General features: G+C 57.0%; 15 protein-coding genes, 1 tRNA gene and 2 pseudogenes. 16 read left to right on the top strand and 2 right to left on the bottom strand.

Annotation, left to right across the window (positions count from 1 at the left end):
- Positions 1-224 precede the first annotated feature (224 nt).
- The 4 genes from NW842_RS12760 to NW842_RS12745 all read left to right on the top strand — a co-directional run bounded on the left by NW842_RS12760 (position 225) and on the right by NW842_RS12745 (position 4,339).
- Positions 225-668: a 2TM domain-containing protein gene (locus tag NW842_RS12760; protein WP_011434035.1), complete on the top strand. Its 444-nt coding sequence runs from the start codon at positions 225-227 to the stop codon at positions 666-668.
- A gap of 120 nt (positions 669-788) precedes the next feature.
- Positions 789-859, top strand: a tRNA-Gly gene (locus NW842_RS12755).
- A 776-nt stretch (positions 860-1,635) separates the two neighbouring features.
- On the top strand, positions 1,636-2,637 hold the full coding sequence (locus NW842_RS12750; RefSeq protein ID WP_414357554.1) for an ABC transporter substrate-binding protein: 1,002 nt from the start codon (positions 1,636-1,638) through the stop codon (positions 2,635-2,637).
- Between the two features lie 34 nt (positions 2,638-2,671).
- Positions 2,672-4,339 (top strand): ABC transporter permease, encoded by a 1,668-nt coding sequence (locus NW842_RS12745; RefSeq protein WP_414418171.1) that lies wholly within the window; start codon positions 2,672-2,674, stop codon positions 4,337-4,339.
- Between the two features lie 22 nt (positions 4,340-4,361).
- On the opposite strand, the gene NW842_RS12740 is transcribed toward NW842_RS12745, so the two are convergent.
- Positions 4,362-5,021, bottom strand: coding sequence for a hypothetical protein (locus tag NW842_RS12740; protein ID WP_414418170.1), 660 nt, complete (start codon positions 5,019-5,021; stop codon positions 4,362-4,364).
- A gap of 217 nt (positions 5,022-5,238) precedes the next feature.
- Here NW842_RS12740 and NW842_RS12735 point away from each other — a divergent pair, with 217 nt between their 5' ends.
- The 5 genes from NW842_RS12735 to NW842_RS12715 all read left to right on the top strand — a co-directional run bounded on the left by NW842_RS12735 (position 5,239) and on the right by NW842_RS12715 (position 10,513).
- Entirely contained in the window at positions 5,239-6,591 is a 1,353-nt protein-coding gene (locus NW842_RS12735) for an ABC transporter substrate-binding protein (RefSeq protein WP_414375294.1), read from the top strand.
- Between the two features lie 111 nt (positions 6,592-6,702).
- Positions 6,703-7,905: a carbohydrate ABC transporter permease gene (locus NW842_RS12730; protein ID WP_414418169.1), complete on the top strand. Its 1,203-nt coding sequence runs from the start codon at positions 6,703-6,705 to the stop codon at positions 7,903-7,905.
- A 91-nt stretch (positions 7,906-7,996) separates the two neighbouring features.
- Entirely contained in the window at positions 7,997-8,554 is a 558-nt protein-coding gene (locus tag NW842_RS12725; RefSeq protein WP_414418168.1) for a pentapeptide repeat-containing protein, read from the top strand.
- A 73-nt stretch (positions 8,555-8,627) separates the two neighbouring features.
- Positions 8,628-10,046 carry an NADP-dependent phosphogluconate dehydrogenase gene (gene gndA, locus NW842_RS12720; protein ID WP_414418167.1) on the top strand — a complete coding sequence of 473 codons (1,419 nt, stop codon included), beginning with the start codon at positions 8,628-8,630 and terminating at the stop codon, positions 10,044-10,046.
- 77 nt (positions 10,047-10,123) lie between these two features.
- Positions 10,124-10,513: a gamma-glutamylcyclotransferase gene (locus tag NW842_RS12715; protein WP_099812288.1), complete on the top strand. Its 390-nt coding sequence runs from the start codon at positions 10,124-10,126 to the stop codon at positions 10,511-10,513.
- A 38-nt stretch (positions 10,514-10,551) separates the two neighbouring features.
- Here the strand turns inward: NW842_RS12715 and NW842_RS12710 are convergent, their stop codons facing one another.
- Positions 10,552-11,787, bottom strand: coding sequence for an amidohydrolase family protein (locus tag NW842_RS12710; protein ID WP_414357560.1), 1,236 nt, complete (start codon positions 11,785-11,787; stop codon positions 10,552-10,554).
- A 275-nt stretch (positions 11,788-12,062) separates the two neighbouring features.
- Between NW842_RS12710 and NW842_RS12705 the strand changes: the two genes are divergently transcribed.
- The 7 genes and pseudogenes from NW842_RS12705 to NW842_RS12675 form a co-directional block, all read left to right on the top strand.
- A complete protein-coding gene (locus NW842_RS12705; RefSeq protein ID WP_414375297.1) occupies positions 12,063-13,217 on the top strand; it encodes a BMP family ABC transporter substrate-binding protein in 1,155 nt (384 codons plus the stop codon).
- Positions 13,217-14,311 (top strand): ABC transporter permease, encoded by a 1,095-nt coding sequence (locus NW842_RS12700; protein ID WP_414357562.1) that lies wholly within the window; start codon positions 13,217-13,219, stop codon positions 14,309-14,311. The genes NW842_RS12705 and NW842_RS12700 overlap by 1 nt, the downstream gene beginning before the upstream one ends.
- 68 nt (positions 14,312-14,379) lie before the next feature.
- On the top strand, positions 14,380-15,327 hold the full coding sequence (locus tag NW842_RS12695; protein WP_414357563.1) for an ABC transporter permease: 948 nt from the start codon (positions 14,380-14,382) through the stop codon (positions 15,325-15,327).
- A 46-nt stretch (positions 15,328-15,373) separates the two neighbouring features.
- Entirely contained in the window at positions 15,374-16,015 is a 642-nt protein-coding gene (locus NW842_RS12690; RefSeq protein ID WP_414357564.1) for a restriction endonuclease subunit R, read from the top strand.
- A 33-nt stretch (positions 16,016-16,048) separates the two neighbouring features.
- The gene (locus tag NW842_RS12685) at positions 16,049-17,077 is read left to right on the top strand and encodes a formamidase (RefSeq protein ID WP_414357565.1); all 1,029 of its coding nucleotides are present in this window, start codon (positions 16,049-16,051) and stop codon (positions 17,075-17,077) included.
- Between the two features lie 51 nt (positions 17,078-17,128).
- Positions 17,129-17,395: pseudogene (locus NW842_RS12680) on the top strand (NADP-dependent phosphogluconate dehydrogenase); the annotation flags it as partial.
- Between the two features lie 310 nt (positions 17,396-17,705).
- A pseudogene (locus NW842_RS12675) lies at positions 17,706-17,781 on the top strand (IS5/IS1182 family transposase); the annotation flags it as partial.

The following is a 17,781-nucleotide window of genomic DNA, read 5'->3' as shown; positions in this document are numbered from 1 at the left end:
TTGTACACACATGAAAGCCGCCCTGTCGCGTCAGCGGGCCGTAGGCCTCAAGGGCGGGGCTTCAGACCCAGTTTTTTCGGTGACTGCGATTAGTGCGATTTGACATTCGAGTTGAGATTTGCCGGCTGGGATCCCGCAGCAGACGGCGCTTCATAAGGCCCAAGATCCGGCTAGCCTAGACTAGGGGATTATAAGGTTTACAAAGTTGAATATCAGCCAGCCAAATGTCGGGATCCCGGTACAGCCAAGAGGACGTGCAGCAGATCCTCCAGCGGGCCATTGCCCGCCAGCCACGCCTGGGCGAGTTCACCCGCTCCCAACTGCAGGAGATGGCTGCCGAACTGGGGATCTCCCCCCAAGAGCTGGACTTGGCCGAGCAGGAATGGAAGGCCTGGCAAGAGCTGAACAGCCAACACCGAGAATTCCAGCGCTACCGCCGTCGGCAGTTTTACCAACTGCTGGGCCGCTATGGAATTGTCAACAGCTTTTTGCTGGGCTTAGACTGGCTCTCCGGTGGAGGGCTATCTTGGTCGCTGTTTATACTCATGGGGTGGGGCTTGACCGTTGCCCTCAAGGGCTGGAACGCCTACCAAACGGAGGGTGAACGCTACGAGAAAGAGTTTCGCCAATGGCAAAGGAAACGCCAGAAAGATCTCCAGAGCAAGTAAGCCCAGCCTACCGGAGAAGTCTGTCCCGCTGATGGAGATGGATTTTTCTCCAAACTCTGAGTGGGAAGGGGCACCGCCGAGAGATGCTACCATAGATATTCAGCATCGCTGAATGCCCGTGCGGGCGTAGTTTAATGGTAAAACCGCAGTCTTCCAAACTGCTGTTGTCGGTTCGATTCCGTCCGCCCGCTTCCCAACACTGGGCAGGCCTTAAACTAAACCTCAAAACTCGCCTGCTGTAGGCCTTTCCGGGCCCAACCTAGCCCCAAGGCAACGGTTGAGTTCGGGGCGAAAAGTGTCTGCGAGGGGGGTGGAGAAGGAGCAAAGCAGGAGGAGTCTTGTGAGCTTTTGGTCTGACCGTGGCGTATCGCGGCTGGGGTGGTACTACCGTGGAAGGCGTTACCGGTTGTCGACGGGGGTGCCGGATACGACGGCAAGCCGGCGGGTGGAGTCGGAAGCTGGTTGCCTTGGTTAAGCTTCTCTAGGAGGAGCTAGATAAGGAAGACGCTTTCGGATCCCTATAGCCAAAGTACAGGGTATGTGGTTCCAAAAAGCATAGCTGGTTGAACCAAGCTGTGCTTTTTCCTCTCACAATCTGGCCGGTAATTTTTCTTAATCAGAACTTAATCTCAAAATAACTAGAAAATAACTTTTGGATGATTTTATTGAGGTATTCTGAGCTGTATTCAACTCCTAAAATAGGGGGAAACCTGGGAACCCCGAAGCCAAAGCTTCCCCCGGCTTCCTGCGAGTTTTGTGAGCGAAGTGGGATCCCTGCTACGCAGGGGGTGCTTCTATCCATATCCATGTGGTTGTGACTTATAGTGGCTGTGATAGATGTTGTCTGAAAAGCTGCAATACAGGCTTATTCTCCGGTGAATTTGGGCAATGCTCTCATTTGTGCCAGATCGGCAGTAAAGTGAGAGTAAATGCAAAAACCGATTTTGGAATGGTTAGGAGAATCACCGTGCGTCCTCTATCTTTGTTGGCGGTGCTTTGCAGCGTGGCTTTTGCCCAGCCTTTTGCGTGGGGATCCTTGAGCTCAGCCTGGGCTAAGCCTTCCGGGACGTTGCGTTTGTACACCTCCCAACCCGATGCAGATGCTCAGAAAACTGTTGCTGCATTTCGGGAAGTTTATCCAGAGGTTTCGGTGGAGATCTTTCGCTCCGGCACCGAGGAGGTGATCAGCCGCTTTCTTTTAGAAGCAGAAAAGGGCAGCCCCCAGGCAGATGTGTTGTTGGTGGCCGATGCGCCCACCTTTGAGCTGCTGAAAGCCCGCAATTTGCTGGAGTCCTACTGCAGCCCTGAGGCCAAAGCCATCGCTGCCACCTACTACGACCCAGACTGCCACTACTTCGGCACCAAGATCTTGGCCACGGTGATCGTTTACAACACGGCCAAAGCCCAGCCCATCGATAGTTGGGCAGCCCTGGCCCAGGTTCCTGAAGGCCAACTGGTGATGCCCAGCCCTACCTATTCGGGCGCCGCCGCCTACAACTTGGGGGTTATCACCCGCACCCCCGGCTTGGGCTGGGAGTGGTACGAAGCCCTGAAAAAGAACAAGGCAGTGCTGGTGCAAGGCAATGGCGCTGTGGCTCGCAACGTCGCCAGTGGCGAACAAAGCTACGGCATGGTGGTGGACTTTCTCGCCATTCGCAGCCGCAACGAGGGATCCCCAGTGGAGGTGGTCTATCCCAAGGAGGGTGTGCCATTGATTACAGAGCCGGTGGGAATTGTAAAAGGAACGCCCAACCTGGAAGCTGCCCAGGCTTTTGTGGACTTCTTGCTGTCTCAGAAGGGGCAGGAGGTTGCTGCAGGGATGGGCTATATGCCACTGCGGCAGGATGTCACACCTCCGAAAGGGTTCCCCGCCTTGAGCGAGCTGAAGATCTTAAGCGTGCCGGCGACGGAGTTGGCCGAGAGCCGCGAGGCCGACAAGGCTCGCTTTGCCAAGTTGTTTGGGGAATAGGTTGACATCAAGCTGGCCAGACGCTGGCCAAGTCTTGCGGTGGAAGGACTTGAGCAAAGGGTTGAGGCACCCCATTATCCCCTGGCTGGTGGCTGTAGCCGCCCTTGTGACTCTGACCCACGTCTATCCCCTCTGGAGGCTGCTGCAGCGGGCCTTGGGCGGCGAAGGTGAGAACATCCGCTGGTTGCTGGAAACGCCTCGCGTCCATCTGGCGCTACGCCATAGCCTTTGGGTGTCCGCGGCCTCAGCGGCGCTGGCTCTTGGGGCCGCTCTGCTGCTGGCGGTGCTCACCACCCAGACGGATCTGCCGGGCCGCGGGATCCTACGGCTGCTCTTTTTGTCTCCTCTGGTGATTCCGCCCCAGGTTTTGGCCTTGGCCTGGATCCAGTGGGCTGGGCCGGTGGGCTATCTGCAGCAGGGGCTGCGCTGGATTTTGGGAAAGCAGGGATCCCTGTGGAGCCTCTACACACCGGCGGGGATCATCCTGTTGCTGGCTCTTTTTGTGCTGCCGATTGCCTATCTGACGCTGGTGGCGGGCCTGAGCCGGCTCTCCAAGCAGGCTCAGGAGGCGGCCCAACTGGATGGGGCAAACCTGCTGCAGGTTTGGCTCTACGTCACGCTGCCTCTGTTACGGCCCTCTGTGGCGGCAGCAGCAGCACTGGCGTTCCTGGGGGCCTGGGGCAATTTCGGGATCCCGGCCTTGCTGGGGATCCCGGGGCGCTACCTGACCTTGCCCACTCTGCTGTACCAGGAGGTGATCAACTTCAGCGGCGATGGGTTTGGGCGCAGTGCGGCGCTGGCGTTGCTCTTTGGCCTGCCGGCCCTCTTCTTCTTGAGCTGGCCCCAGCGGAGTCAGGAGGGGTTGGATCCCGGCGAGGCGCCTCCGGATCCCTATCGCCTGGGCTGGCTGGGTTGGCTGCTCAGCGGGATCCTTTTCGCCGCAGCTCTGCTGGTCGTTCTTGGGCCCTTGCTGGCCATGGCTGCGACTGCCCTGCTGCGGGCCTATGGCCTGCCCCTGACCTGGTCTAACCTAACCCTGGAGCATTTCCGCATGGTTCTTTTTGATCTGGAGCGGGCCCGCCGCGCCACGCTGCACAGTTTGGGCTTGGCGGGAGGAGCGGCACTGCTCTGCAGCGGGATAGGGACGATCTTGGGCTATGCCCTGACCCGCTTGAAGGTGCCGCTGTTGGCCCTGCTCAGCTTCATCGTGGACTTGCCCTATGCCCTGCCGGGCCTGATTTTTGCTTTGTCTCTCATCTTGGTGTGGTTGCCTCCTCCCCTGCCGGGGCTGAGCCTCTACGGCACCCTATGGCTGATCCTGATGGCCTACCTGGGGCGGTTCTCGGCCCTGGCACTGCAGCCCCTGCAAGCGGCGTGGCGCAGCTTGGATACCAGCCTTGAGGAGGCAGCCAGTATTGACGGGGCCTCCCTGCTGCAAACCTTTCGCCACATCTTGGTGCCGCTGCTGGCGCCAGCCCTGACGGCGGCAGTGTTGCTGGTATTTCTGCAATCTTTTGCCGAGCTGACCCTCTCCGCCCTCTTGGTGACCTCCCGCTCGGAGACCTTTGGGTGGCTCATCTTTGGCTTGCAACAAGGGGGCTATACCCAGCAAGCGGCGGCCCTAAGTACCTTGCTGCTGATCGCGCTCTTTGCCCTGGCCGCGGGGATCCAGGCGCTGCGGCGGCATGCCAAGCCAAGCTGAGGAGGGGATCCCTGCAAATCCTTCACGGATTGGGGCCGATCGTGGTGGTGCGGCGGATGGGTTGACCCTTTAGAGTCTTGCCTTCTACTGTTTTCACCCAGCCTTGTCCTGGCACAAATCGGTACTGCACAGAGGACTGGGTGCCACCAAGCAGATCCCCTTCGGCATTGAAAACATGAGCCTCGCGCTGCCATTGTCCTGGCCCCGTCGGTGTGCCCCTCGATTCGGTGGTGCAGGTTTGGTCGCGGGCATTGCTGAATTGGCCGCTGCGCTGCCAGCCTTGCCCCGCTTGGCCCTCAGTAAGGCTTGAGCTGCTGCCTACCGTCTCGCCCTGGGCATTGTGCACCGTGGTGCTGCCCTGCCGTTGCCAGCCCTCATTCGTGCGGGTGGTGGTGTGCTGATGGTTCAGGTTCCAGGTCTGACCTTGTTGGGTAGTGACTTGGCCGGAGTAGTCTCCTTCCACCCCCTGACCGGGAATGAATTGCCGGGATCCCTGGCCGGAATAGGTGCCACTACCCGATCTGCCACTTGGCCCGGTGCCAGTGTAGGTGCCGGAGTGAGTGAAGGTGCGCCCACCGCGCGGGGCCAGGGATCCACCCGTTGGCGTGGTGGCTGTGGCAGTGCGTTGACGGGGGCGAGCCTGCGCAAAGGGAGCAAGCGCCATCAGGAGGGCAGTAACCAATAACAGGCAAAAGCTTGCGGTTTTCATTTTCATTCTCATTTTTCGAGACCCCTTGAGAAATTGCCAATCATGACCCAGGCTAGGTGCTCACCTCATCTGACTCTGACTTTGGCCTGAAGGTTCACTTCCCGAGGGGATCCCAGCCAGATATAACCTGCTCTTAATGTCGGTGCTGTAATCTCAGAGGTGCCTTTAGCGAATGCGACTGCATTTTTCTATGAACACCCGTCGTACTTTCCTGGCTGTTGCGGCTGGCCTGGTGGCTGCTTCTGCTGCTGCTCTTCTGGCTGCCGACAGCTTTGCTCAGTCTCCTGCCGAAGTCAAAGTTTGGATTGCCTTTACCGATAACCGCCTGGATTGGGCCCGCGGAAAAGCGGAAGAATTCAACAAGCAATTTCCTCAATACAAAGTTACGGTCGAAGGCTACGGCAACTACGAAGAAATTCAGCAAGCCACCGACCTGGCCATTCAACAAAATGCTGCTCCTTCGGTGGTGCAGTGGTTTGAGGTGGGCACCCAGCGGGCACGGGATTTTGGTTACTTCAAGTCCATTGCCGATGCTCTGGGCAATCGCACCGAAGTGAACGGGATCCCGGTGAATTTCGACGATTTTATTGAGCCGGTGGTGAGCTACTACACCCTGGATGGCAAATTTACGTCCATGCCCTGGAACAGCTCCAGCCCCATTCTCTACTCCAACACGGCCATCTTGAAGAAGGCAGGGATCGAAAAGCCGCCGGCCACCTGGCAGGAGCTAGAGGCTGCCTGTCAGAAGATCATGGCGCTTCCCGATGCGCCGCAGGGCTGCGTCACTTGGCCCAACCACGGTTGGTTCTACGAGCAATGGATGGCCCAGCAAAATGCCCTCTTGGCCAACAACGACAATGGCCGTGCCGCCCGTGCCACCCAGGTCTTTTTGGACTCGGAGCCCTCAATTGCCATCGCCACCTGGTGGAAAGGGATGCATGACAAAGGCTACTACATCTACAGCGGCAAGCAGCGGGATTGGGCAGCCACAGAGCAGGCCATCCAGACCGGTACCGTCGCCATGGCCATCACCAGCAGCGCCGATGCCGCCAACATCACCAATGCCGCCAAGCAGAACAACATCGAGCTGGTCACCACCCGCATGCCCTACAACGCCGACAAGGGTTGGACAGGCAACTTGATCGGGGGAGCCAGCCTCTGGTTGGTGAAGGATCTGCCCAAAGAGGTGGAAGAGGGGGCGCTGACCTTCATGCTGTGGCTCAATAACACCGAAAATGCTGCCGAGTGGCACCAAGTGACCGGCTACTTGCCCATTCGGAAAAGCTCGGTAGCTTTACTGGAGTCGAAGGGCTGGTTCAAGGAAAACCCCAACTTCTTCACCGCCAGCGACCAAATTAATAATTCCAAAGTGACCCCTGCCACCCGTGGGGCGCTGCTGGGGGCCTTCCCTGAGATTCGCAACGTGGTAACCCAAACCATGGAGGATCTCATGGTGAAGGGCGGGGATCCGGCCCAGGCTATGGCCAAGGCCAACCAGGAGGCCAACCGCCTTCTGGCCGAGTACAACTCCCTCTACCAGTAACCTGGATGTCGATGGGCTGACGGTGTCATTGAGGGATGGGGGTGGGCGGCGGCCTGCCCCTTTCCGGGCTTTGATAAGGCTCTTGTGAAGAGCACAGCCGAGGTGAGAGGCATGTTGGGATTCGTCCAAGTGTTGGTGCCGCTGTTGGCAGGGTTGCTGGGATCCCTCTGGATGGGGCTCCGTTTTCGACGCATCGAGTGGCCTGTGCCGGTGGGGGCAGTGCTGGGGGGCCTAGCAGGAGGGCTGGGATCCCTGATTTTTATGGCGCCCCTGGATTTTTGCACTTTTGAGCCGGAGCGCAAGGCCATCGACATGGCCTTTGGCGTGGGGCTGGTGCTGGCGGGCATGGCCATTCCCCTCTGGCCACTGTTGGCGTGGACGCAGAAGGAGCAGGAGCGCCGCCTGGGGATCCCCGGCCCAGCTGTTCAGGAGAGGGGCATCTTTAAGCAGTGGTGGCTGGCGTGGCTGCTCTTGTTGCCCACCTTCACGATCTTGGTGGTGTTTCTCTACTACCCAGGGCTGGATACCTTCCGCCTTTCCACCCTGCTCACGTTTGTGGGAGCGCCGCGCAGCCGCTTCGTCTGTGTGGACAATTTCACCGGTCTGCTGACGGATGCCACCTATTTGCGTAGCCTCGGCATTACCTTTGCCATTTCGGCGGCCATCGTGGTGCTGGGGTTGAGCGGATCCCTGTTGATTGCCACGCTGGCCTACCAGCCGATTCGGGGGGCGGCGATTTATCGGGTGTTGCTGATCTGGCCCTACGCTATCTCTCCGGCGGTGGCCGGGATCATCTTCTTTATCATGTTCAACCCCTTGGGAGGGGTGGCCAACCATTTGCTGGGCCTGGTGGGGATCCCCCGTTTAAACTGGCTCAGCGATCCCAACTTGGCCCCTTGGGTGGTGATTTTTGCCAGCGTTTGGAAGCAGATGGGCTACAACATTTTGTTTTACCTTGCCGGCCTGCAAAACCTGCCCAAGGATTTGCTGGAAGCGGCTGCCATCGACGGGGCCGGGGCAGTGCGTCGCTTTTTTGCCATCACCCTACCGCTGCTTTCTCCCATCACCTTCTTTTTGGTGATTACCAACATGACCTATGCGTTTTTCGATATCTTTGGCACCATTGACTTGCTGACTGCTGGGGGCCCTTCCGGATCCACCTCGGTGTTGATCTACGAGATCTACAAAATCGGAGTGTCTTCAGGCAATTTGGGCAGGGCTGCCGCGCAATCCATCGTCCTGTTTCTCATTGTGGTGGGGCTGACGATCCTGCAATTTCGCACCACCGAGCGGAATGTGACCTACGGCGGATAAGGGCTGTCTCTGCTGCAACGCAACGATCCCAGTTCTCAGTGGGCAAGGGGAAAATCGGCAAAAATGGGGGTAGAGAATCTAGGGATCCTCGATGGCCCCAAAATCCAACGCCTCGACTTGCTGGCGCGACTTCGGGAAGCTGGGCATGCTGCTGGCGGCCACTCTGCTGCTTTGGCTCCTCTGGGGCTCCATAGCGGGCAGCCAAGCCCGTCTCAACTTCAACAACGCCGATCTGCAGGGTCAGGATTTGTCCGGCCAAGATTGGCGGGGCAGCAGCTTTGTCAGTGCCAACCTGCAGGGCGCCGATCTGCACGGGGCCAACCTTGCGGGGGCGGCATTCACCAAAGCCAACCTGGCAGGGGCCAATCTATCCGGTGCCGACTTGAGCAATAGCCTCTTGGATCTGGCCAATTTGGCAGGAGCCGATCTCAGGGGGGCCAACCTCACGGGAGCCATTGCCGCGCGGGCAGTTTGGCAGGGCGCGCAGATTGCCGGCGCCGATTTCAGCGAAGCCTATGTGGATCGGGCGGCAAAGCGGCAGTTGTGTGAGCGAGCTGAGGGATCCCACCCGGTAACCGGTGTAACCACCCGCGAGAGCTTGAGCTGTCCTGGAAACCCACCCCAAAACCCGCAACCACGGCAAACGTGAAGAAAACAGGATCCCTGAACCCGGTCGGTCGGATTGGCCTCTAGATTGGGTGAGGTGTCGATAGTGCCCAACTATGAGCAAGCCCAGCTTTGCGGTGATTGGCCTAGCGGTGATGGGGGAAAACCTGGCCCTCAACATCGAGCGCAACGGCTTTCCGGTTGCCGTCTACAACCGCACCAGCTCCAAAACCGACCAATTCATGCGGGAGCGAGCCCAAGGCAAACAGATCACCCCCGCCTACAGCTTGCCGGAACTGGTGCAACTGATGGAGCGGCCCCGCAAATTCTTGATCATGGTCAAGGCGGGCGCGCCGGTAGACGCGGTGATTGACGAGCTTAAACCCCTGCTGGATCCGGGGGATATCATCATCGACGGCGGCAACTCCCTCTACACCGACACCGATCGCCGTGCCGAAGCCCTCGCCCCCACCGGGATCCACTTTGTCGGCATGGGAGTGAGCGGCGGGGAAGAGGGAGCCCTGAACGGCCCCAGCCTCATGCCCGGCTGTAGCCCAGAGGCTTACCAACAACTGGAGCCCATCTTGACCAAAATTGCTGCTCAAGTGGCGGATGGCCCTTGCGTCACCTACCTGGGGCCAAAAGGGGGCGGGCACTACGTGAAGATGGTGCACAACGGCATCGAATACGGCGATATGCAACTGATCGCCGAGGTCTATGACCTAATGCGCAGGGCCTTGAAGCTGTCGGCCTCGCAGATGCAGGAGATTTTTCAGGCTTGGAATGAAACGGAGCTGGAATCTTTCCTGATTGAAATTACCGCCAAGATTTTCCAAACCCTGGATCCGGAAACCGGCAAGCCTTTGGTGGATCTCATCCTGGATAAGGCCGGGCAGAAAGGCACCGGTTTGTGGACGGTCAAAGATGCTCTGGATCTGGGGGTAGCGGTGCCCACCATCGAGGCGGCAGTGCAAGCTCGTATCCTCTCGTCGATGAAAGAGGAGCGGGTGGCTGCCTCTGCCCAGTTGAAGGGGCCCGACGCAACTTTTGCAGGGGATCCCGACTGCTTTATCCAAGATCTGCGCGCCGCCCTCTACTGCTCCAAAATCTGCTCCTATGCTCAGGGGATGGCCCTGCTCAAAAAAGCCACCGTTGCCCACGGCTACGTCTACACCTTCAGCGAGATTCCGCGGATTTGGAAAGGGGGCTGTATCATCCGCGCCCGCTTCCTGGGCGAGATCCAGTCGGCCTACAAACGGGATCCAGAGCTGGTGAACCTGCTCTTGGATGAGGAATTCGAGCAGGCCATCCGGGAGCGGCAGGGATCCTGGCGGCGGGTGGTGTCCACGGCGGCTGCCCTGGGGATCCCGATCCCGGCCATCAGCGCTTCCTTGGCCTACTACGACAGCTACCGTACCGCCAACCTGCCCCAGAACCTCACCCAAGCCCAGCGGGACTTCTTCGGGGCCCACACCTTCGAGCGCATCGACAGGCCGGGCGTCTTTCACCATGAGTGGAGCACCTGTTCCCGTTAGCAACGGGTAGCATGAGGAGGTCTTGGGATCCCTCTCTGGCCGGGGATCCGGAGGCGGGAGAATCTGTTTGATTTGATATGGACATTAAATTGGCCGTGAATGGCACCCTGATGCGGGGGCTACCCCTCAATGAGAACCTACTGCAAATTGGGGGTCGCTTTGTGCGGGAAGCCCAAACAGCCGCTTGTTATCGGCTTTGGTCCATCGACGGTCTTTATCCAGGCATGGTACGGGTTTGCCAGGGCGGTTCTGCAATTGCTCTGGAGATTTGGGAAATCCCTGCCCATGGGTTGGGTCAACTCCTTTTGCAAGAGCCGCCAGGCTTGTCAGTGGGCCGCATTCTTTTGGCAGAAGGGGAGGAAGTGCTGGGGATCCTAGCCGAACCCTACCTGTGTGAGGGGCAATTGGACATCACCGCTTGGGGGGGGTGGCGAGCCTACATCGCTTCCAGAAATAGACAGGAATAATCGCATTTCACCAGCTTTTCCCAGTCGCAGCTTCGACATCAGTTGACCCGCTGGGGATCCCGCCACAGTACCTGGCCCTGCCGCATCGTCAGCACCACATCTGCCGGGGTAACCCGAGTGAGAATCGACGCAATTAGATGACGACTGGCCCGCAAATGAGGACGGGTGAAGTCCAGCACCACCAAATCGGCGGGCAGCCCCACATCCAAATAGCCGTACACATCGGATCCCAGTAGAGGCCGTAAATGTCGGATGTTGCTGGTCACCATCTTCAAAATCTCGACTGGATCAGGGCGCACCGCATCTCCAAACTGGCTTTTGGCCACTTTGTAGGTGAAATCCAGCTCTGCCAAAAGGTTCGGGCTATTCAAAAGTCCGTTGTCGGTGCCTAGCAAGAGATTGGCCTCACTCTCCAGCAGGCGGGCAATCGGCGGGAGAGGCAGTCCCAAGTTGGCATTGGCCCGTGGGTTCAAAACGACATTCACCCGATGCCGGGAGAGCAATTGAATTTCCGCTGCGTTGGCCACCGTTGCGTGAATCACCCAATGGGGACGGTAAAAATCAAGAGCACGCTCCAAATCTCCCCGTCCGGCGATGGCCAGACTGACCTCTCGATACCCCTCATTTTCCAGACAGTGGATGGCCCGCAGCTTGCCTATTTTCTCGGTCAGGTCGTGGATCTGCCGCCAGGCGGGTTCCGTCAAATCGTTCAGGGTGCTCTCGGAAAATCCATCTGCTACTGCCAGAATCTCTTGCAATTCTTGATAGGCTTGGGGGTTTAAGGGATCCCGATTTTGCCGCAATTGCTCCTCACTGAAAGGGAGGCTCTCAAACTGGCCCAAGATCACTGAGTGGATCCCGGTTTGGGCTGCAGCTTCCCGCAACAGTTGGCAGCCGTAGACCCCCTGCTCGCGAAAATCGATGTGTCGGATGGTGCCCGTTGCCGCCATGTAGCGCAGGTGAGCGGCGATGTGTTCCAGGTGCTGTTGCGGCGACTGTTTGGCTAACTCTCGATATTTGTAGCCGTCAGGTCGGAAGAACCCCTCTTCCAAAGTCAGGCCTGTCGCCCCATCCGGCAGACAGCTATCCCCCATGTGGGTGTGGCTGTTGGTGAAAGCCGGCAAAATCACCCAGGATCTCTGTTCCAACCCAACAATGGGATCCCCCAGTTCCATGCAGGTAACGGTGTCTTGTTCTACCCCGAAGCGGGAGCAGCGATGGGGAACCAGATCCGGGCCGGCCAGAACAACACCCTCTTGCCATTGAAAACCCATAAAACCCACTCGCAAAACTCATCAGACTTGAGAATGTTATCAGTGCCAAAAACGGGCTAACCGAACTTTGGGTGAGCGGGAAGGACTTTTGCCAGCATAAAGTGAAGCATCAAAACTTTGAATCGAGAAAACTGTAATTTAGACTACCAAAACTTCTCGATAGAGGCTATTAAATCCAGTAGTTGCTGCCAGGGGTTCAGCAGAGGTTCAGAACCTCACCGAGTCTGCTGGGTCTCGTCTTTCCAGAAAGCTTATTCACGAATAGGATTCTCAACATGAGCCGGCCATTGTTTCGTCATCTGTACACTCGTAGGCAGCTCCTTCGCTCTGGTGCTGCCGCCGCTGCCATCACCTTGACCTCACAGTTGTGGCGTGCCCAGGCCCAGAACAAGAAAGAGATCACCATCGGCTTTATTTACGTTGGCCCCAAAGATGACTTTGGCTGGAACCAGGCCCATGCAGAGGGAAAAGTTGGCTTGTCCAGCCTAACTTGGGTGAAAACCGTTGAAGAAGAAAATGTGCCGGAAACGGTGGCCGTGGAAGAATCCATGCGGGCCATGATCGAGCAAGATGGGGCAACGGTACTCTTTCCCACTTCTTTTGGCTACTACGATCCCCATATCTTGCGGGTAGCCAAGGAATATTCAGAGGTACAATTCTTTCACGCCGGTGGACTTTACATTGAGGGAGTGCATCCGAAAAACGTCGGTAGCTACTTCGGCTACTTGGATGAAGGCCACTACATCAACGGGGTGCTGGCCGGTTCCATGACCAAAAGCAACCGCCTTGGGTTTATCGCCGCCAAACCCATTCCCATTGTGTTGCGCAACATCAACAGCTTTACCTTAGGAGCCAAGAGTGTCAACCCCAACATCACCACTCAGGTGATCTTTACGGGAGATTGGGCTCTACCTGTCAAAGAGGCAGAAGCTGCCAACAGCATGGCCGACCAAGGCATCGATGTGCTCACCTGCCATGTGGACAGTCCCAAAATCGTTATCGAAACAGCAGAGCGGCGAGGTCTGATGAGCTGTGGTCACAACACCAGCCAAGCGGCGCTGGCTCCCAAGGGCTATTTGACGGGCGCTGAATACGACTGGACAAGCGTCTATACCCAGTTTGCCGAAGCCATCCAGGCGGGCAAAACCCTGATGAACGGTGGGATCCCCCACCTCATTCGGGGGGGTATCAAAGAGAAATTCATTAAAACTTCCCCCTGGGGATCGGCAGCCAGCGATGAGGCCAAAAAAGCTGGAGAAGCGGCCCTTGCCCAGTTGCAAGCTGGCTCGTTGGTCATTTACAAAGGCCCTCTCAAAGACAATACCGGCAAAGAGGTGATCCCTGCCGGAGTGGAATACGGCCAGCGGGCAATCGAGCTGGAATCCATGGACTACCTGGTGGAAGGCGTGATCGGGAGTATCTCTAGCTGATGGCTACCACCTCTTCTGCTGTTTCCCGCTCGGTTCCGCTGCGGTGGCGCTCCAGCCTTGAGCCGATCCTACTGCCCTTTGGGGCTTTGTTGGCCTCGCTGTTGATCTTCGGCTTGTTTTGTGCCATGGCCGGCGCAAATCCCTTCGCCGTCTATGGCTCCATCTACAGAGCTGCCTTCGGCAGTTGGTTCTCTTGGCAAAATACTCTGCAACGGGCGGCTCCCCTGATGCTCACCTCCCTGTGTACCATCCTGCCGGCCCGCATGGGGCTGGTGATCATCGGCAATGAAGGAGCTCTGGTGATGGGGGGGGTGGCAGCTGTGGCGATGGGGCTGTGGGCGGGATCCCTGGCTCCACCCGTGGTCGTTTTCCTGATGGCCTTGGCGGGCATGGTGGCCGGTGGCCTGTGGATCATGGTGGTGGGGGCACTGCGCCACTACCGGGGTGTGAATGAAACCATCAGCAGCCTGTTGATGAACTACATTGCCATTGCCCTGATGAACCATTGGGTGGGGGGGCCGCTGCGGGATCCCAGTTTCTTGAGCAAGCCCTCCAGCTTTGCCGTTGACGAGGCCAACATGTTGGGTCGGCTATGGGGCACCCGCATCCACTTCGGCTTGGTCTATGGCATCGTTGCCTGCCTGGTTGCCTATGTGTTGATTCAACGCACCACGTTGGGTTTTTCGGTGCGCACAATAGGGGGTAACCCAAAGGTGGCCCGAATGGTGGGGATTGCTGTCGGTAAACTCACACTGTTAATCACCTTTCTGGCCGGCTCCTGTGCCGGCTTGGCGGGCATGGTAGAGGTGGCTGCCGTACACGGGCGGGCCAATGAGTCCTTGACTGTGGGCTATGGCTACAGCGGCGTTCTGGTGGCCTTTGTCGCTCGACAAAACCCAGCCGCAGCAGTGGCGATGGCTATCCTCCTGGGAGGGATCCTGGCCAGCGGCAGCATTTTGCAGCGCTCCCACAATTTGCCGGATGCTACTGTGTTGGTGTTTCAGGGCATTGTCTTTTTGCTGATTCTCTACAGCGAATCCCTCTACGGGCGCTTCGACTTTTTTCGGGATCGAGAACCCTCAGAACCAGCCTAGATAACTGGCCCCCGAAGTAGCAATGATTTGGTCAAGTAACCAATTCAGTGGTCAGGAGAAAAACTCAGATGGAAACAGAAGCCCTAGGATGGTGGGGGATCCCCTTGGCGGTGATCGCCGGAACCTTGCGGGGAAGTGCGCCTTTTTTGTTCGTCAGCTTGGGGGAGTGTCTGACGGAAAAAAGCGGCAAAATCAACCTCGGCCTAGAGGGATCCCTGTTGATGGGGGCAATGAGCGCCTACGCCATCTCCTTCCTCACCCAAAACACGGCAGGCAGTGTGGTCGCGCCTTGGTTAGGGGTATTGGTGGCCGGGTTTGCCGGTTTAGCCTTGGGAGGGATCCACGCCTTTTTGGCCCAACAACCTCGGGTTAACGATGTTGCGGTGGGCATTGCTATGATCATCCTTGGCAGTGGAATGGCCTTTTACCTGGGCAAACCCTTCATTCAGCCCGCAGCCCCCCGGCTACCTGCCTTTGAGTTGGGAAATTGGAGCAGCAGTCCTGCCATTCAAGCTGCCCTAAAACTGAGCCCACTTCTGCTGCTGGGGATCCTCCTGGCCTTTGTCATGCACTGGTTCTTTCGCTCCACTCGTTGGGGCCTATTCGTGCGGGCTGTGGGCGACAACCCCGATGCAGCACGGGCCATGGGGATCTCGGTGCCCAAGGTAAGGGCTCTGTGCATCATGGCAGGCAGCTTCTTGGCAGCCGTGGGAGGAGCTTACCTGTCCCTATACTACCCCGGCAGTTGGACAGAACGCATTTCCAGCGGACAAGGCTTGATGGCCGTGGCCCTGGTGATCTTTGCCAAGTGGAACCCGTTGCAGTGTTTATTGGCTGCTTTTTTGTTCGGCGGAGCTCAGGCGATTGGGCCAGCCTTGCAGTCGGTGGGTGTGCAGTCCAACTACTACCTGTGGAATGCCGCTCCCTACGTGCTGACCTTGGGGATCATGATCCTGACCAGTTCTCCGCGGCGAACCCTGGCAGGCATGCCTGGGGCCTTGGGCACCGGGAAGTAGCCGACTGGCTATAGTCGAAGTGAACCCGATTTAGGGATCCCTGGTTATGACCGCTGTACAAACCCGACCTGCCAATACCCTGACTCTGAGAGAGGTTCACGAGCTCTTAGGGCTGTGTCGGGGAGATTCTTTAGAGTTCGAGGAAAAACTGGACTTACCCCCTTTGACTGAACGGGAGATTGAGGAGCTGACCCAACTCCAGGAATTGTATTTTAGCTATCTGGCCGATGACACTCTGAATGAAGGGCAAGTCAAATTTCTGTTTGTTTCTCCACTTCTCAAACTGGCAGGCTTTCTATCGAGCGACATCAAAATTAATCTAGAAGAAAATATTGCCGATATTATCGTTGAGGAGGAAGAAGGCCAAGTTGCCATCAAAGGTCGTGTAGACTTACTCGCCATTAGAAGAGGAGCAAGAGAGAGCTTTTGGATCCTCGTGATAGAAACCAAGGGAGGAACAGTAGCTACAAGCCTGGCCATCGCCCAATTATTGACCTATGCTTACAAAGGAATAAAAAATCAAGAATTTGTTTGGGGATTAGCTACAAATGGAGAAGACTACCAATTTATCTTGTTACAGCAAGGTTCACCCATTACCTACCATTATCTACCTAAGCTGGGATTGCTAGATAGCAAATCGATACATCGGCTTTTACAAGTTCTTAAATCCATTCGACTAACTCTCTAACCCATTCCATCTTCATCAGCAAAGGATTTGATCATGAGTGGACTCGGTGGCCTGAATAAAACTCCCAACGGTGTTGTATTGGGACTGGTGCAACTGCAGCTACCCAATGTGGTTACTCCCGATGATCTGGCGGCGCAAACCCAAAAGATAGTCAGTATGGTGGGGAAGGCTCGCCGCAGCATGCCCAGCATGGATTTGGTGGTCTTTCCGGAGTACTCTCTGCACGGCCTGTCGATGGACACTAATCCGGAGATCATGTGCCGACTGGATGGACCAGAGGTAGCTGCCTTCAGTGCCGCCTGCCGAGAGAACGATATTTGGGGCTGCTTCTCAATCATGGAATACAACCCGCAGGGTAATCCCTATAACAGCGGCATTATTCTCGACAATCGAGGGAACCTACAACTGTACTATCGCAAGCTGCATCCTTGGGTTCCCGTCGAACCTTGGGAGCCGGGAAATTTAGGGATCCCTGTCTGTGATGGCCCGAATGGCTCAAAGATTGCCCTGATCATTTGTCATGATGGCATGTTTCCAGAAATGGCCCGCGAGTGTGCCTACAAAGGGGCCGAGATTATGTTGCGCACTGCCGGATATACTGCCCCCATTCGCCACAGTTGGCAAATTACCAATCAGGCCAATGCCTTTTGCAATTTGATGGTGACGGCCTCGGTGTGTATGTGTGGGTCGGATGGCACGTTTGATTCTATGGGGGAGGGCATGATCTGCAACTTTGATGGCACCCCCCTGGTCATGGGATCCCATCGCCCTGATGAAATCATTACTGGCGAAGTGCGCCCAGATTTGGTGCGGGAAGCTCGCATCCATTGGGGTGTGGAAAACAACATTTATCAATTCGGACACCGTGGCTATGTGGCCGTCAAAGGCGGAGCCCAAGATTGCCCCTACACCTACATGCAGGATTTGGTGAATGGGGCCTATCGCCTGCCCTGGGAAGAGAAAGTGATCCACAAAGATGGCAGCGCCTGTGGATTTCCTCCTGCCACCCGCCTTTACCAGGAATCCTCCCTCACCGAGGCAGCTTATACTGGCTCTACTTGAAGATTTCGTCGATACTAGAGACACTACACCCGCGTAGACTGGGCAGATGAGGAGTTTAAGCAGGCCCTCCAGGAACGGCAGGGATCCTGGCGGCGGGTGGTGTCCACAGCGGCTGCCTTGGGAATCCCGTTCGCGTCAGTGGTGCGGAGCACTTTCCCGGCCATCAGCGCTTCCTTGGCCTACTACGACAGCTACCGTACCGCCAACCTGCCCCAGAACCTCACCCAAGCCCAGCGGGACTTCTTCGGGGCCCACACCTTTGAGCGCATCGACAGGCCGGGCGTCTTTCACCATGAGTGGAATGCCAGTTCGCGTTAGCAATGCCTAGCATGAGGTGTTCTCCAATCGCCTTCCACTCAGGAGAAGAATGGATGGCGAGCAGCCCAGCTCCGGCCAAAACAAGCCTCTAGACCTGTAGGCGAAAGGACTCCGCTCCACTAGCGCATTTGCCGAAGCCTCATGTGGCGATATAGTTGTTTCAGTTTAGGCTGAGACAGACGGGCTACTGAGAAAAACCTTCTGGCCTTCTGTATTCAAGGTTCTGGTTGTGGGTTCAATGTCCTAGGTCGTGTTGATCTTATGTTGAGATAGAGAGAATAATTTATGGAGGAAAGAGGATGAAGTTGGTTTTTTAGATGAAAACAAATGGCAGAAGATATTGGCTTTTTACAGACAGAAGAGAGAGTTAACATTGGGAAAGAAGC

Source organism: Synechococcus sp. R55.4, assembly GCF_047461935.1.
Lineage (GTDB): Bacteria > Cyanobacteriota > Cyanobacteriia > Thermostichales > Thermostichaceae > Thermostichus.
Note: the sequence above shows the minus strand (reverse complement) of the source record. Positions and strands in the feature narration are given on the sequence as shown.

Coding starts and splice junctions, on each gene's coding strand:
- NW842_RS12760 (WP_011434035.1), top strand. CDS start 225: ATGTCGGGATCCCGGTACAGCCAAGAGGACGTGCAGCAGATCCTCCAG.
- NW842_RS12735 (WP_414375294.1), top strand. CDS start 5,239: ATGAACACCCGTCGTACTTTCCTGGCTGTTGCGGCTGGCCTGGTGGCT.
- NW842_RS12730 (WP_414418169.1), top strand. CDS start 6,703: ATGTTGGGATTCGTCCAAGTGTTGGTGCCGCTGTTGGCAGGGTTGCTG.
- NW842_RS12725 (WP_414418168.1), top strand. CDS start 7,997: ATGGCCCCAAAATCCAACGCCTCGACTTGCTGGCGCGACTTCGGGAAG.
- gndA (WP_414418167.1), top strand. CDS start 8,628: ATGAGCAAGCCCAGCTTTGCGGTGATTGGCCTAGCGGTGATGGGGGAA.
- NW842_RS12715 (WP_099812288.1), top strand. CDS start 10,124: ATGGACATTAAATTGGCCGTGAATGGCACCCTGATGCGGGGGCTACCC.
- NW842_RS12710 (WP_414357560.1), bottom strand. CDS start 11,787: ATGGGTTTTCAATGGCAAGAGGGTGTTGTTCTGGCCGGCCCGGATCTG.
- NW842_RS12705 (WP_414375297.1), top strand. CDS start 12,063: ATGAGCCGGCCATTGTTTCGTCATCTGTACACTCGTAGGCAGCTCCTT.
- NW842_RS12700 (WP_414357562.1), top strand. CDS start 13,217: ATGGCTACCACCTCTTCTGCTGTTTCCCGCTCGGTTCCGCTGCGGTGG.
- NW842_RS12695 (WP_414357563.1), top strand. CDS start 14,380: ATGGAAACAGAAGCCCTAGGATGGTGGGGGATCCCCTTGGCGGTGATC.
- NW842_RS12690 (WP_414357564.1), top strand. CDS start 15,374: ATGACCGCTGTACAAACCCGACCTGCCAATACCCTGACTCTGAGAGAG.
- NW842_RS12685 (WP_414357565.1), top strand. CDS start 16,049: ATGAGTGGACTCGGTGGCCTGAATAAAACTCCCAACGGTGTTGTATTG.